The organism is Pseudarthrobacter sp. O4 (assembly GCF_050157025.1).
Classification (GTDB): domain Bacteria; phylum Actinomycetota; class Actinomycetes; order Actinomycetales; family Micrococcaceae; genus Arthrobacter.
Map to the genome: position 1 here is coordinate 1 of NZ_CP189592.1, position 13,590 is coordinate 13,590.

At 60.9% G+C, this 13,590-nt stretch carries 12 protein-coding genes and 1 pseudogene; 6 read left to right on the forward strand and 7 right to left on the reverse strand.

The features are described 5' to 3' along the window. Positions 1–173: 173 nt before the first annotated feature. Together ACQCSU_RS21580 and ACQCSU_RS21585 are read right to left on the reverse strand one after the other, a co-directional pair. The gene (locus tag ACQCSU_RS21580) at positions 174–1,241 is read right to left on the reverse strand and encodes a CU044_5270 family protein (protein ID WP_426979984.1); all 1,068 of its coding nucleotides are present in this window, start codon (positions 1,239–1,241) and stop codon (positions 174–176) included. Next, positions 1,207–1,743 carry an RNA polymerase sigma factor gene (locus ACQCSU_RS21585; RefSeq protein ID WP_426979985.1) on the reverse strand — a complete coding sequence of 179 codons (537 nt, stop codon included), beginning with the start codon at positions 1,741–1,743 and terminating at the stop codon, positions 1,207–1,209. The genes ACQCSU_RS21580 and ACQCSU_RS21585 overlap by 35 nt, the downstream gene beginning before the upstream one ends. Before the next feature lie 121 nt (positions 1,744–1,864). On the opposite strand from ACQCSU_RS21585, the gene ACQCSU_RS21590 reads away from it, so the two are divergent. Then, positions 1,865–2,041, forward strand: coding sequence for a hypothetical protein (locus ACQCSU_RS21590; RefSeq protein WP_426980034.1), 177 nt, complete (start codon positions 1,865–1,867; stop codon positions 2,039–2,041). A gap of 33 nt (positions 2,042–2,074) precedes the next feature. On the opposite strand, the gene ACQCSU_RS21595 is transcribed toward ACQCSU_RS21590, so the two are convergent. Further along, positions 2,075–3,076 (reverse strand): NAD-dependent epimerase/dehydratase family protein, encoded by a 1,002-nt coding sequence (locus ACQCSU_RS21595; protein WP_426979986.1) that lies wholly within the window; start codon positions 3,074–3,076, stop codon positions 2,075–2,077. 28 nt (positions 3,077–3,104) lie between these two features. Between ACQCSU_RS21595 and ACQCSU_RS21600 the strand changes: the two genes are divergently transcribed. Continuing rightward, the gene (locus tag ACQCSU_RS21600) at positions 3,105–3,779 is read left to right on the forward strand and encodes a ScbR family autoregulator-binding transcription factor (protein WP_426979987.1); all 675 of its coding nucleotides are present in this window, start codon (positions 3,105–3,107) and stop codon (positions 3,777–3,779) included. Here ACQCSU_RS21600 and ACQCSU_RS21605 read toward each other — a convergent pair. Then, positions 3,679–4,704 carry a ScbA/BarX family gamma-butyrolactone biosynthesis protein gene (locus ACQCSU_RS21605; protein WP_426979988.1) on the reverse strand — a complete coding sequence of 342 codons (1,026 nt, stop codon included), beginning with the start codon at positions 4,702–4,704 and terminating at the stop codon, positions 3,679–3,681. The genes ACQCSU_RS21600 and ACQCSU_RS21605 overlap by 101 nt on opposite strands. A gap of 163 nt (positions 4,705–4,867) precedes the next feature. Between ACQCSU_RS21605 and ACQCSU_RS21610 the strand changes: the two genes are divergently transcribed. The 4 genes from ACQCSU_RS21610 to ACQCSU_RS21625 all read left to right on the forward strand — a co-directional run bounded on the left by ACQCSU_RS21610 (position 4,868) and on the right by ACQCSU_RS21625 (position 9,472). Continuing rightward, positions 4,868–5,200 carry a hypothetical protein gene (locus ACQCSU_RS21610; RefSeq protein ID WP_426979989.1) on the forward strand — a complete coding sequence of 111 codons (333 nt, stop codon included), beginning with the start codon at positions 4,868–4,870 and terminating at the stop codon, positions 5,198–5,200. 159 nt (positions 5,201–5,359) lie between these two features. Beyond that, the gene (locus ACQCSU_RS21615) at positions 5,360–6,223 is read left to right on the forward strand and encodes a hypothetical protein (RefSeq protein WP_426979990.1); all 864 of its coding nucleotides are present in this window, start codon (positions 5,360–5,362) and stop codon (positions 6,221–6,223) included. Then, positions 6,183–7,466 carry a hypothetical protein gene (locus ACQCSU_RS21620; RefSeq protein ID WP_426979991.1) on the forward strand — a complete coding sequence of 428 codons (1,284 nt, stop codon included), beginning with the start codon at positions 6,183–6,185 and terminating at the stop codon, positions 7,464–7,466. The genes ACQCSU_RS21615 and ACQCSU_RS21620 overlap by 41 nt, the downstream gene beginning before the upstream one ends. Before the next feature lie 2 nt (positions 7,467–7,468). Further along, complete coding sequence (locus ACQCSU_RS21625) at positions 7,469–9,472, forward strand: ATP-binding cassette domain-containing protein (RefSeq protein ID WP_426979992.1); 2,004 nt, start codon at positions 7,469–7,471, stop codon at positions 9,470–9,472. On the opposite strand, the pseudogene ACQCSU_RS21630 reads toward ACQCSU_RS21625, so the two are convergent. The 3 genes and pseudogenes from ACQCSU_RS21630 to ACQCSU_RS21640 all read right to left on the reverse strand — a co-directional run. Beyond that, positions 9,469–9,652, reverse strand: a pseudogene (locus tag ACQCSU_RS21630) (hypothetical protein); the annotation flags it as partial. The gene ACQCSU_RS21625 and the pseudogene ACQCSU_RS21630 sit on opposite strands and share 4 nt — an antisense overlap. Positions 9,653–10,017: 365 nt before the next feature. Next, entirely contained in the window at positions 10,018–11,448 is a 1,431-nt protein-coding gene (locus ACQCSU_RS21635) for a glycosyltransferase 87 family protein (protein WP_426979993.1), read from the reverse strand. A gap of 688 nt (positions 11,449–12,136) precedes the next feature. Beyond that, the gene (locus tag ACQCSU_RS21640; RefSeq protein WP_426979994.1) at positions 12,137–13,585 is read right to left on the reverse strand and encodes a GMC family oxidoreductase N-terminal domain-containing protein; all 1,449 of its coding nucleotides are present in this window, start codon (positions 13,583–13,585) and stop codon (positions 12,137–12,139) included. Between the last annotated feature and the right edge of the window lie 5 nt (positions 13,586–13,590).

Consider the following 13,590-nt stretch of genomic DNA (forward strand, 5'->3'; position numbering starts at 1 on the left):
TTCTGAGACGCCACTTCGGCCAGCCGCTACCTGTGACTGTTAACCGAGAATGGCGGTTTGATCGCAGCTTAGAGTGGCGGTTTTGCGATCCCGTTAGAGGAATAGCGAGAGACGGCCGGCCACCCAAAGAGTGGTCGGCCGCCTCGGCCCTTTTCCCGCGGTTGCTTGGATGGTTATGGCGCTGATTTGACCACTGAGGTCTGTACTGAGGTCCACTCGATCGCTGTTCCGGCTGGGAAGGTTTTGCCGGCTGTCAGCGTCACCTCACGTTCTCCGATCAGCAGCCCGGTGGCGGGATCAATAATGATGTCCATCCGGGTTTCTCTGTCCGGACGCTCGATCCCGATCGCTGTGCCTACCTTGCCGTCAAGGTTCGCTTGCCTGTCTACGACGGTGACTCCGGGAATGAGCGCGGCCGCTTTGTACAGTGCAGCGCGGAGGTCTGCCGGGACGACTCCGGTCCCCAGGGCGGCCGCGATGGCTTCTAGCGTTTCGGCTTCCGGCCTGCCTTGCTTGCCTCGCTGACGAATTATGTCCAGGAGGGCCTGGGGGTCGCGGGGCAGGTTCTTCACGCCCTCGTCCAGGGGCATGCCGGCGAATAGCAGCCGCTGTTCTCCGTAGAAGTTCCCCCCCGGTGCCCGCAGCAGTTCTCCCGCCCTGCTGGGTTCGCCCGCATGGGACTGTTGGTATTTGGTCGCCTCTGCCTTGGCTTCCTCGCTGAAGAACGTCGTTGGGATGCGGGCTTCGCGGTTCCAGATCCATTCGGCTGTCTGGTCGGCGGGGATGTAGAGATGGTCGGAGGACTTGTCCAGCCACTCCACCGTACGGCGGTCTCCTCCAGGGTCGTCCCCCAATAGGACGCCCGTGGCGTAGACGGCCGTGGTATCTATCTTCAGGTATTGGCCAGGTCCGACGAGCGGGTCGGACGTGGTGATGGTTGCGGCTGCGGCGGAGTTCAACACTTCGGCTGCCTCGGCGGTTGCTCCCGGACCACTGGGCCTGACAACGTCTGCCACTACGATTCCGCCCACGAGCAGAGCCGCCGCTGCCGAAGCGATCAGGACACGGCGCCGGAAGCGGATCGGGATCACCGTGGCCGGGGGGCGCGTACTGGTCGTTGCCCCGGGACGGGAAGCCGAATCGATCCTGGCCATGAGTTTGGTGCGGCCCCGTGCCAGTGTGCTTTGGGGCGCTGAGCCGACCTCGCTACGCATTTCGCGCAGCAGCTGCAATTCGTCCATGATCGTTCTCCGTTTCTTCAAGTTGTTCCAGGCGCAGGGCGTCGCGCAGCGTCTTGCGTGCGCGGTTCAGGCGGGAGCGGATGGTCCCTACCGGGACGTCCAGCGCATCGGCGATGCCTTCGTACGTCAGGTCAGCCCAGGCATAGAGCAACAGGGTCTCCCGGTCGATGGCGGGCATGCTTTTCAGGTTGAGGGCAATGCGGCTTGTTGCGGCCACAGCGTCGATCTGCGCGGCAATACGGTCGGCATTGTCTTCTGTCGCTTCCCGGGAGGCGGACTTTGCCAGCGTTTTAAGCGTCCGGGCCTCGGCCCGATGGTGCCGGCGCAGGAGGTTGTTCGCGATGCCAAAAAGCCAGGGCCGCGCATCTTCTCTGGCATGGTCAAAGGTTTCCAGCCGCTCGAACGCGACCAGGAAAGTCTCCGATGTGACGTCGTCTGCCACGAAGTCCCCGGCGCGCCTGGCGGCATACCTGTAAATGATTGACGCGTGTCTGTCGTACAACTCCCGAAAGCTGCGGGGCTGTCCCGGGACCGCCTGATGATGTCGCTGTCTGTGCTCACACTATGTATTGCCCGGTACCCGCAAAAGGGTTCACGGAGCTTCCCCTTCTCGCGCCCAATGGATGTCCATCGAAGCGTACCGGGTGCCCGATATGCGGATTACCCGGGGCAACTTCCGCCTCATCGACCGGCTCTTCACCCAGGTCGAACGCGTTATGAAGATCAATGAACTCAGCACGATCACGGACGAGCAGTGCAGAGGGCTTCGGATATTCGGTGCAGACGACTTCGGAAAATGACAGTACCCAAACATGTAAAACGAACGAACGTTTTCACGACGGACGAACGACGACCATGCCAGAAAGGCGAACGGACATTTCGGCCCTGTACCAGGCAGCAGTCTCAGGTGTGAGGTGAAAGCCACTCGGTTGCAGCCCGCTAAGGTTCCACAGGTCCTGCGCTTCGTAATGGTGGTCCATGCCGAGCATGTGTACCTGATGAGGCCGGAATCCGGCCGGTTCCAGAGTGCGGACGGCCTCTTCAAGCGAGGAGCTTCCTGCGAGATCAAGAGGCCTTACGTGCCGACTGATGGTCCCAAGAAGACGTGCCAGGGTGACCGGGACCGGGTCGGTCGCGTGGAAGGCCCCGGCCACGGGAAAGGCGGTTACAGCGAGGGAAGCCACGAGCCTGCCGAGGTCCACGACATCAATCATCGAGAGCCTCGCCCTGCCGTTTTCTATGTCTGTGCCGAGGGCCCTGAACATATCCACAGCACCTGGGATGAACCAGCGGTCTCCGATCCCGTGGATGAGGTTGGGCCTGATGACGATACCGCCGGCGGAGAGCACTGCCCTGTCTGCTGCTGCCCGGCTTCGGCTGGCAGCAGAATCAGGACGGTATGGTGCCTCCCAGGGCAACAATGCCCTGTGGGGACCGGAACCATAAACAGCAGTCGTGCTGATCTGAATCAGCCTTCGGACATGCGAATCTTCGCAGGCACGGATGACCGACATGGTTCCTTCCTGATTGACCTGTCTGGCAAGACTCTGCTCGCTGCCGACGTATGAGGAAGCGTTGATCACGACATCCGCGCGGCTAACGGCACGGGAAACCGATTCCTTGTCCGTCACGTCCCCGAGATGAAACCCGGGGAGAGCTTCAGAAACCAGGCCGGTTGACCGTCTTGCTAGGATCGAAACAAGGTTGTCGTCACGTGCCTGGAGCGCCTGGAGTATCCGGCTTCCGATGAAACCGGTGGCTCCGAGCAGCAGGACCTTCGTCGGCCATCGTGCCGGCTTGCTGCGGGCGGCGAGTGAGCGAGATCCCGGAATCATGCCGTATTACCAGAGTTGAGGTTCATTTATGGTCCTTCAGGATCGTGCAATAGCAACGCGTGAGGCGATCATTGCCGGGGCGGCAGCAGTCTTTGAGGAGCACGGTTATGGCAGTGCCAGTCTGACTCAGGTATCCGATGCGGCCGGGGTGACAAAGGGTGCACTGTACTTTCACTTCCAGTCCAAGGAAGAGCTGGCAAGAGCGGTCATCGAGGAGCAGCACCGGATCGTCGTGGCCGAGAGCGAAGGCATCTTGGCCGAGCACCGTCCTGCCCTGCCGACCATGATCCTCATGTGCCGCGCGTTCGGACTCAATCTCGTCCACGAGCCGGTCGTCAGGGCAGGCATCCGGCTCACTCTGGAAGCGACCACATTCGGCCACCCCGTTCAAGGGCCCTACGAGGATTGGATCGCTGCTATGGAGCAGCTGATCGATCGGGCCAAGAAGGAAAAGCAGGTACGGTCCTCCGTGGATCCGGCGGCTCTCGCCCGCTACATCGTGGCCTCCTTCACAGGCGTGCAGATGGTCTCTGAGGTGCTCACAGGCAGGACTGACGTCATGCAGCGGATTGAGGAGATGTGGGTCATCCTGCTGCCCGGGATCACGGATGAAGATTCTCACGAGGACCCGCGGGCACTGTCCGGGCTGGTTTCCACTGAAAGTGCTGGTCCGCTCGGCGTAAAGGCGGCTTCATCGGCGTAGTCCCGGTGACTGCACGCATCAGAACTTTTCCGTTAGCTTGGATGCTTGCCACTGCCGTCGTCGATTCCGCTCCGTTCGTCAGGGCTTCCAGCACGACCTTGGCTTCGTCTGTGAACTCGGCAATGGACGTGAACTGTGCTTCAAGAGTCGCGAAGTCCAGTCCCGGATCCTTTACCGCCAGACGCAGTGCCTGCCGTACGGCTTCGATGAGCAGCACGCCTGGGACATGGTCCAGTGGATGATCGAAGAGGATCGGGTTGGAAATATCGACGCGCAAAGGCCACCAGCCCGAGGCGTCGCTCTCGCCCAGAACCACGTTCCAGGCGGATGTGTGCCCAACCCTGTCCGCTGAGACTGGCGGGACTTCCTGGTGACCCTCGGTGATCCGGTGGCGGGACCGGATCCGGTTGTAAGCTTCAGGATCAACGATCCGTGCTCTGGCTGTTCCCTCAGCGATCTTGTGCCCGTTCACGAAGAAGACGGCAGTGGTGCGGAAGGCTGAGATTCCCTGGCCCGTTCTCCTGACCTCGGAAACATGGACTTCAGCGGTCACGTCGGCAGGATGCAACGGGTCCTGTGTGGCGCCGGGAGTCATGGAGACGGACATCTCCGGCATCAGGAACTGCATGTCCAGCGGTACTCCCAACTGGGTGTGCGCTACCAGGACCGTCAGTTGGCGGAGAGTTTCCACGACCAGCGCGGAGTCAAAACAGTCACGCTGGGAACCATAAAAGACATGCCATCGCGGCCATTGTGCCCAGATCGTGAAGGTCCTGTTGCCGGGGGAATGGATTCCGGTCAGGAAGACCTCCGCGATCGCCCGACGGTGGACGAGCTCGCGCGCGATCGGAGCACTGAAGCAGCCACTCGGTAGTTGATCCTGCTCCGAAAATGAACCTGCCAATTTGTCCCCCAAGACACGCATGCCAGAATCATACCGGGCGAACGGTTTACTGGATTACAGATAAACCGGCCAACCGTATTGTTTTTTTTCCGAGCGGCCGCTACCGTCTGTGTGAGGCAGCACTTCTCCGAACAGCCGTTCGTCGAATGCAGCTCATCCACACTGACTAGATATCGGGGAAATCATGAACAAAATTACCAAGGCCCTGTTGGGTCTTGTCGCCGTCGCCGGCTTGACTTTGACTGTTGCTCCCGGAGCAAACGCAACGGTTCTTCATACTGATGTCAACTACACGGGAGGAGTGTACGGCGCCGACAACGCACCATACACGCTGGGATGGATTGACGACCAAGCAACCTCGGTGCGGAACTACGGATATAACGTTCGCTTCTTTGAGTACGACTACAAGCTCGGCCTCCACTTCACTTCGTCTGCTGACTTCAACGACCTCAGGAGTGTCGGGCAGAAGCCGGGTTACAACTGGGATGACGACATCAGTAGCTACCAACGCTGGTAGCTAGCCGTATAGTCGCCGCTGGTAGGAACGTATCGGTTCCTACCAGCGGCGACTTTCGGAGATTCACTCAGGAACATGTTCCGCAGGTCGCCAGGGCGCTGTGGCTTGCGACGATTAGTAATACAGAAATGGGTTTGACTTTTGAATATTTCCCAACGCGTGACTGCGTTAACGCTTGCGCTGGCAACTGTGTGGATTGCCGGCTGTGGCGTCGGCGGCAACGAAGAGTCGGACGAGGTGGGCCGCGCCAGGTTAGACCGAGTGGCTTCCACGATCATCATGCCTTTGGATGAATACGACATATCGGATGCCGGATGGGCTACGATTTCCCGGGCCCGTGAACTCGCCTTCGCCAACTGTATGGCTAAACTCGGGGTCATCGATGCCAACCCCCCTGAGTCTCTACTCAGCGAGGATCGCGACTACGGGCTGTGGAACGTCGAGCGGGCCAGGCTGTACGGGTTCGGGTCAGTTCCTGCAGATGAAGCGCCTGCCGCGTCGGAGGAACCCCCGGGCGTCTACCGTGAGCTGGATCCCGCATGGGTCGAAGCCAGGAGCTCGTGCATAGGATCCCTCGCAAGTGAAGTTGAACCCTTCACTCCCCCGGATGAGATCGCCGCTCGTCCAGCAACCTTTCAGGTCAAGATAGAAGCCCACAAGTTGGCTGAGAAGGACCCGCAGTGGAAAGCGCATCGTGACGAGTGGTGGCAGTGCTTGAAGAACGTCGGGCTGATAGCCCCTCCCGAAGAGGACGCATGGTCCAGCCAGCAGACAAGGGACCTCACTCGCAGCATGGCGGATCCGAACAATCCGTCACCGGCGGAGAAGGAGGAGGAGATCCGCATTGCTGTGAAGGAGGCGACGTGTAACGAAGAGACGGCTCTTACCCAGAAGTTGGGCGACATTGAGGCCGGTTACCAGGTTCCCTTGATTAAAGGGAAACAGGCAATGCTGAACGAACAAAAGTCCAAGAATCTGGAATATGTTGCGAAGGCAGAAAAGTATCTTGCGACCCATCAGTAAAATGGAGTCCGGATCGTTGGACAGCAATGATCAGAAATTCCGGTTCCGGCGGGTCGCCTATCCCCTGCGCGTGGCCGTTGTCACCGTGATTGTGTTGTCGCTTCTGGCGGCAGCTTTTCTTGCCGGGCGTTTCATTGAGAGGCCTACGCGAGATGCTATTCAATCTGCGCAGCAGGCCATCGATGTTTGGTCAGCGGTTGAGACCAAAGCTGTCGATGACCGGGTGACGTTTACCGGCCGGGTTCAGCCGGGAACAGACGTCAGTGTTGTGGTGACCTCCGATACCGGGCCAAATGTTGTCGTGCGGCAAACGTTGGCAGTTGGGGCCCGTGTGGAAGCGGGCACCCTCGCGGGTGTGGTGTCCGGCCGGCCATATTTTTTCCTGCCGGGCCCGCTGCCCCTGTACCGCGATGTTTCCCTTAAAGACGAGGGGGATGATGTCCTGGCTCTGCAAACGGCACTCGCGAGCCTCGGTTATCTTGTCGAGCTGAGCAGCGTCGTGGACCATCTCACGATGAATGCTGTGAAGCATCTCTTTACCACAGCGGGCTTTGCCTTGCCCGAACTCCCTGCTGCACCCCAAGGTTCCGCAGCCGACGGACCGGACGCCAGGACCGGCGGGGCCGCGGCGAAGGCTGGGCAGGCAGCGTCCACGGCCAAGAGCCCATATATTCCGTTCCGGCAGCTTCTTTTGATGCCGGCCGGGGGTGGAGTGGTTGCCACTTCCGCGCTGGTAGGGGCCGAACTCAATGCTGACACCCCACTCCTCACGGTACGCGCGACTCCCAGCTACGTGGAGTTCATTGCCGAAGTAGCACAGGCCGACCTTCTTCAAACCGGCCAGAAACTCACCGTCCGGCTGGATTCCAAGGAGTTCCTGGCAACCGTGGCAACCATCGGGGCCTTTCAAGCAGCAAAAGAAGGAATCAAGCCGGGAAAGGCCATCTCGCTGGCTCCCGCCGAGGGCGGAGATCTGGCCCTGCCGGTCGGCCAGGCCGCGACCATTGTCACTGTCGGTCATGTCGAGGCGTCCCTCTCCGTTCCGTTGATCGCTGTACGCGAGGACGCCAGTGGACACTATGTCATCAGGCGGGGAAGCGCTGAAACCACAGATTCCGGTAGTTCCTCACCGGCCCCTGCGACCCTGGAGGAGCGAATTGACGTCAAAGTCCTGCGGACCGGTGGAGGCTTCGCCGCGATCAGCGCCGACCTGCACCCGGGGGATCAGGTTAAGGTGTCCTAGCGATGACCCTGCTTGACCGAGCCGCTGAGGATGTCCGGCACCCGGATGCGGACTCACCACTGTTGTCGTTGAAGAAAGTTTCCCGGCGTTATGCCGGGAACAACGCCCCCACCCTTGACGGGATCTCTATTGACATCTATCCCGGAGAGTTCGTTGCCATCGTTGGCCCTTCGGGATCCGGAAAATCCACCCTCCTGAACATCCTCGGATTACTGGATACTCCTACCGGAGGCGAGTACCACGTTCTGGGCCTGGACTCAGGTGCCATGAACGAGAAGGAGCTCAATCACCTCCGCTCGGCAGCTTTCGGGTTCATTTTTCAATCCTCACACGTGCTGGGAGACGAATCTGTCCTCTCCAACACCGCGATGGGGCTGCGGGTCCAACGGGTCCCCATCCGGGAACGTGCCCAGCTCGCCGCCGACGCCCTCGCACAGCTTGGACTGGAAGCAAAAACAATGGCACGGGCAAAGCTGCTCTCAGGAGGTGAACGGCAGCGCGTCGCCATAGCTCGTGCGATTGCAACCTCACCGGCGCTGATCCTTGCCGATGAACCAACAGGGAATCTCGATTCAGAAAACAGCCAAAAAGTCGTTGAACACCTTCTCGCGCTCCACCGGTCAGGCGCAACAGTGGTGATCATCACCCACGACATGGACGTTGCCGCCGCAGCCACTCGTCGGATAAGCGTCCTGGACGGAAGAATTGTCCAGGACGCCGCTACCACCGTTGACGGGCCAACAGCACCGATAGCCCGACAAGGAAATCACACCGCTTTCGATCAAAAACCCGGACGCTTAGGCCCCTGGCGCTGCCTGATCGATGACGTTCTCGCGGCAGTATCGGCACTTTCAACACGCGGAGTCCGCACTCTGTTGCTGATGGTGGCGTTCGCGCTCGGCATCGGCGGGCTCGTGACCTCGGCTGGACTCAGCGAAACCGCATCAGCCCAAATCAGCAGCCGCCTGACCGCTGCCGCCCTCGATGAAGTCCGCGTGGACCTCGATAATCCGGCAAGTCTCCTCAACCCGGCCAGTGAGCTGCTTAGCCAGGACCTGCAAAAACTCAACGACCTTCCCCATGTTGCCGGCGCCGGATTCCTTGCCACGGTCGACCCCTCGGACACCTGGATTTCCCGGTTGCACCCCACAGGCCAAGAACCGCGTCAAGCCATAGGACTTGCCAGCGCCTCGAGATCCCTAATGGACCTCGCAACCACCAAAATCACACCCGCCACCAGCGCCCAGTTACTGGACGATCCCTCCGTGGGACCCGTCGCACTGATCTCAAAAAACGCTGCAACAGCGCTGGGGCTGCCGGTTCAGGACGAAACAGCCCTAAGCCCCGGATACGCCATCTGGATAGACGGGGCACGCGTGCCGGTGGTAGGCACATTTCAGGTAAACGACCGCTTTGAACAGCTCGAAAACTCCGTCGTCGTTAGCCCAGGGCCATTGGTCAACCACGCTGACGTTCAGCTATCCATCATCATACGAACCGACATGGGATTCCCCGCCGCCGTCGCGCGCGCCGTGCCCATCACCCTCAACCCCGCAAGCCCGGGGAGCATCAAGACACAAACCGTTGCCGATCTGGACACACTCAGGTACGGGGTATCCAATGACCTCGGCATATTCGTTGGAATTCTCTCATCAGTGCTCCTCGCCCTGACCGCCGCCAGCGCAGCCACCGTCATGTACCTCACAGTCCAATCTCGAACATCAGAAATCGCACTCCTCCGAGCCATCGGAGCCAGCAGGGGATTCATCGGACGTCTCTTCATCATCGAAGGCCTCCTAATCTCATCGATGGGCGGCGCCATCGGCGTCGCCCTAGGCATCGCCGGAACACTCCTGGGCGCCACCGCACAAGGATGGACCCCCGTCCTGGCCAGCAGCCTCCCCCTCATCGGCTTAAGTGCCGCAATCTGCGCTGGACTCATCAGCTCCCTCTACCCCGCATGGGTAGCCAGCCGCCAAAATCCCGCCACAGCCATCAGAAACTAAACCCTGCCCAACATCAACAGGCCGCTAGCGAAAGCACGTTCCCTGAGCTTCTCAAAAGCCTCCCACGCATAGGACCCTGGTGCGCTCCACAGCTTCGGCCGTAAGCACTGGCGACGGCGTGTCCGAGGGCCTGTCCCAGCCAAACTCCGAAGAGGTCAGCCAATCGCGGACGTACTCTTGTTGAGGGACTGCTATTGGCCGAAGACCTCCCGCAATACGGCCGGTTCGAGATCGTCCGCCAGCGTCACCGGGCTCCTCCTGATGGCTGAAGTGCTTGCCCTTCCTAGCTGGTCTTGCTAGCCCACCGACTCCAAACATTCGCGGGCCGCGCGAGGCCAAAATGCCCGCGCGGCGTCCTGCCCGCGGAAGCGTTCCGGAACAGTCCCCGGTCGCGAAGGATGGGGGTGAAGAAGCGCACCGATTTCAGTTAGCCGGCCGACGTCGGTCACGAGGGCAGTCCTGCGCTGGGCCGGGACTGCGGCGCCGGCGGCGCCGAATGGTTAGCGAGACTATGCGGATCAGCCTGGCGCCCTGCCGCGGGACCTCTATATTTTGGCCGGCGCTGCCTTGTCCGAGGTGCTGTCCCTGTGGAGGTGGAAGGCGGGTGCCAGGGACCCGCGCCGCAGCACCACCAGCCAGCACACCAGGATGGCCAGGGCGCAGAAGACGCCGGCGCTCGAGGCCATGATCCAGAGCCCAGGCGTCTGGATGTCCAGGTTCTCCGCGCCCAAGGCGGCACCGATGGTCTTGGGGGAGAACAGGAACACCAGCACGGAGATGCCGAGCACCCCGCCCATGAGCAAGCGCGTGATCCGGTAGCGTTCCGGCGTCTCGCGCAGGGTCCAGGCGAAGGCGGGCAGCACGGCGGCGACCCAGACCCAGTGATGCGACCAGGAGACCGGGCTGATCAGCAGCATGGTGAGCGCCGTCGTCGAGATGGCGACCACCCGGGCGCCCTGGTCGCCGGCGGTCTTGATGATCACGGCGGCCAGCGCCACCACGAGCAGGCTCAACACCAGCCAGGGGGCGGTGGCGGTCTCGGGGACGCCGAAGTGCAGCAGCGTGCCTTTGATGGACAGGTTGTCCACGTAGCCGGCGCCGCCGATCCGGGAGGTGTCCGGCAGGATTTCCAGCCAAAACTGCAGGGATTCGGCGGGGCGCAGCAGGAACCCGATCAGCACGGTGGAGACGAAGCCGGCCGCCATGTTCAGCAGTCCGCGCCAGTCCTTGCGCATCAGGAAGTAGAGTCCGAAGACCAGAGGTGTGAGCTTGATGCCGGCCGCGACGCCGACCAGGAAGCCGCTGCCGGGCACGCCCCGGGTCCAGCGCGGGTTCCGGGCCAGCAGGTCCCCGGCTATCAGGCCCATCAGCAGGATGTTGATCTGGCCGAACGCCAGGGTCTCGCGCCACGGGCCCAGGTTCAGCACGGCCAGGACCAGCAGGAGGGCAGCCCAGCGGGTGCCCGTGGAGCGGAACGTGCTGCGCCAGTCCGACTTGGCGGTCCAGTAGCGGACTGCGCGCACGGCAACCCAGACCGCCACGACGGCACCCGCGGCGTTGAAGAGGTTCAGGGCGAACTTCTCCGGCAGCAGGGCCAGCAGGCTGAAGAGCAACGCGGCGAACGGCGGGTAGGTGAACGGCAATCCCGGCCCGCCGGCCCAGGCAACGGAGGATCCGTAGAGGTCCGACTCCGGGCCAGCCTCATTGAGGATCTTGCCGCCGTGCCAATAGACGCTGAAGTCAAGACCCTGCTTTGACCAGACGCCGAGCCAGATGGCCACCAGGGCCACCACCCCGGCAAGGGCCAACGGCGCAGTCAGCCGGGTCGCGAGCGGAAGCAAGGCCGGGAGGCGCCACGACCGGCGGCCCGTCCAGCCCCACCTCCGGCCGGTCCGGTCCGGGCTGGGGTCCGGCACGGCCTCACGAGAGGGCCCGGCAGACGGTGCGTGCGTATCTTCGGCGTCGAGCAGTGACATTCGCGCATCCCCCAAATTTTGACTGCCGCTTCGGCACGTCCTCGAAAGCATCCCGGCTTACCGGTTCTCGTTAAACCGGGTAACCGCCTTGTTTCACCCTACCGAAGCTAGATCAAAACGCCGTATCCGGCAGCGCGCCGTCACCGTCGTCCTTGTCTATTGCGACCATCCTGTTTCTTCTTGAAGGAGACTCTCAGTGGATGGGAACCGGGGCAGCTCTCGTCGCCCTACGAATTCCCATCGCGGTAAGGGAAAGCCGCTCCAACTTTGGCTATTTTTGATGCTTAGCGCTACTTTTCCGCGCAGCGGTCCTCTACCCCCGGCCTCCCGCCGTGGCGGTTGTTGGCCGCGGCCGCGGCGAGCCCTGCCCTGCCAAAAGACGCATCTCAAACGGCGTTCAGAACTGGCCTTCGGGACTCCCCCGGCTGGCGGCTGAACGGTAGTTGTTTTTCTTCAATTGAGCGTTCGAGTCCGGGATGAAAGACGTCAGGGTGCCTGCCGGGTCCTTCAGAGTCTTGCCTTGACTCCGAAGCTGCTTGGCTGCGCATCGAGCCGCCATGGTTGGTTGACTTGAGTCTCCAATGGACCCTCACCTTCCTTAGCGCATTGAGCGGCCCTGCCGGCCAAAATGAGGTAACGTCAAACTGTAGAAAACTCCACTTGTGGATAGCTGGTTCGAAGTCTTTTTCTACTCAAGTACGTCACCCATTATTGTGTGCGCAAACGCCATTATTGAGCCTTGGGGGCTGATCCCGGATGCTCCAGGAAGTACGCTGGCGTCGACAATATGGAGGTTATCAACTGTTGGTATGCGGCCTCCACGATCGACGATTCCCCCGCGGTACGGGTCGCCCATTGGGCACGATGCCATGCCGTGAACGCTCAGTAGCTGCCATTCATCGATAGGTTTTGTTTTTGCAAAGTCTGCTGCCTCATGCATTTTGGTAAGGGGCCCGTGACCGTTAACTGGGGGGTATATGCGATCAGCTCCGCTTGCGAAAAGCACCGAGGTCATTCGTTCCGAGGCAAAGCGCAGCGCTATTTCGTCCGCCGCAGTGAGCGCATGGGTCATCAGCCTACCCAGTGTCGGCACGGTGCTGATGCTAATTTTTCCTTGCATCTCCACTTGAGCTGTGAACACCGCGTATTTCTCAGGGGCTGCGAGATACTCTCGCACGGCTTTCGGTCCATGTACCTGGAGGAATCCAGCCAGGATACCGGGCGACGAATTCGCGGGCATGAGGTAAATTCCCTGTTTTTCGTATTCATTTATTTGTGTCGTGAAAATAGTTCCGTCTTCAGCGAATACTTCGTCGGCGAATCGGGCTATAAACCGAATGTTTGCGTGCCAGGACATCTTGGGTCGATGGTGTCCTGGCCAAATTCCGCTTCGGAGCAGCAGTTCGGGGCTACCGATGGCGCCGGCTGCCAAGATCACTTTGGAGGGCTTGTAGGCCGTCTGCCGCCCGTTGACTGTCGCCTGGACTTCTACAACTCGTCCATTTTTTGTCACGAGCTTGTTGGCTCTTGCGTTGGCGACAACCAGTGCCCCGAGTCTTTCGGCGTTGGGGAGATAGGTATCGAGTACGGTGCGTTTGGCGCCAGTAGGGCAGCCCATGGTGCACCTGTTCGCGTGCACGCAGTTGGTGACCACGCGCTGCGGATGCTGCCACCTCAGGCCGAGCTCAAGTGCTCCGGCCCTCATCAGCCTCGAGTCGAGATTTCCGCCTTCGTCTCCCTGGACCCGCATGGATAGATTGGACGCGATCGTTGTGGCATGTTTCGTGAGTGTTTGGTGTGAGGGAAGATCTGGGCCCCTGGACTCCTCCCATCTTTGTGTTCGCCAATCGCTGGGAAACCAAAGCAGTCCACCATTGACTACCGTGCTTCCTCCGACGCAACGGCCTTCTCCGTAAACTACCTTGGGAGTTCCGAAGACAGGTTGAAGACCAGCCCGCCGATAGAGTGTTTGAAGGGCTTCCGAGCTGGTCAGCCGGACGATGTCCTCAACCTCAAAACGCGGTCCTTCTTCCAGCACCACCGGACGTTCACCGGCTAAAGCGAGAGCCTCAGCGGCTACCCCTCCGCCTGCGCCAGAACCGATTACAAGCGATTCACATTCAATTACGTCACCCATGAGGC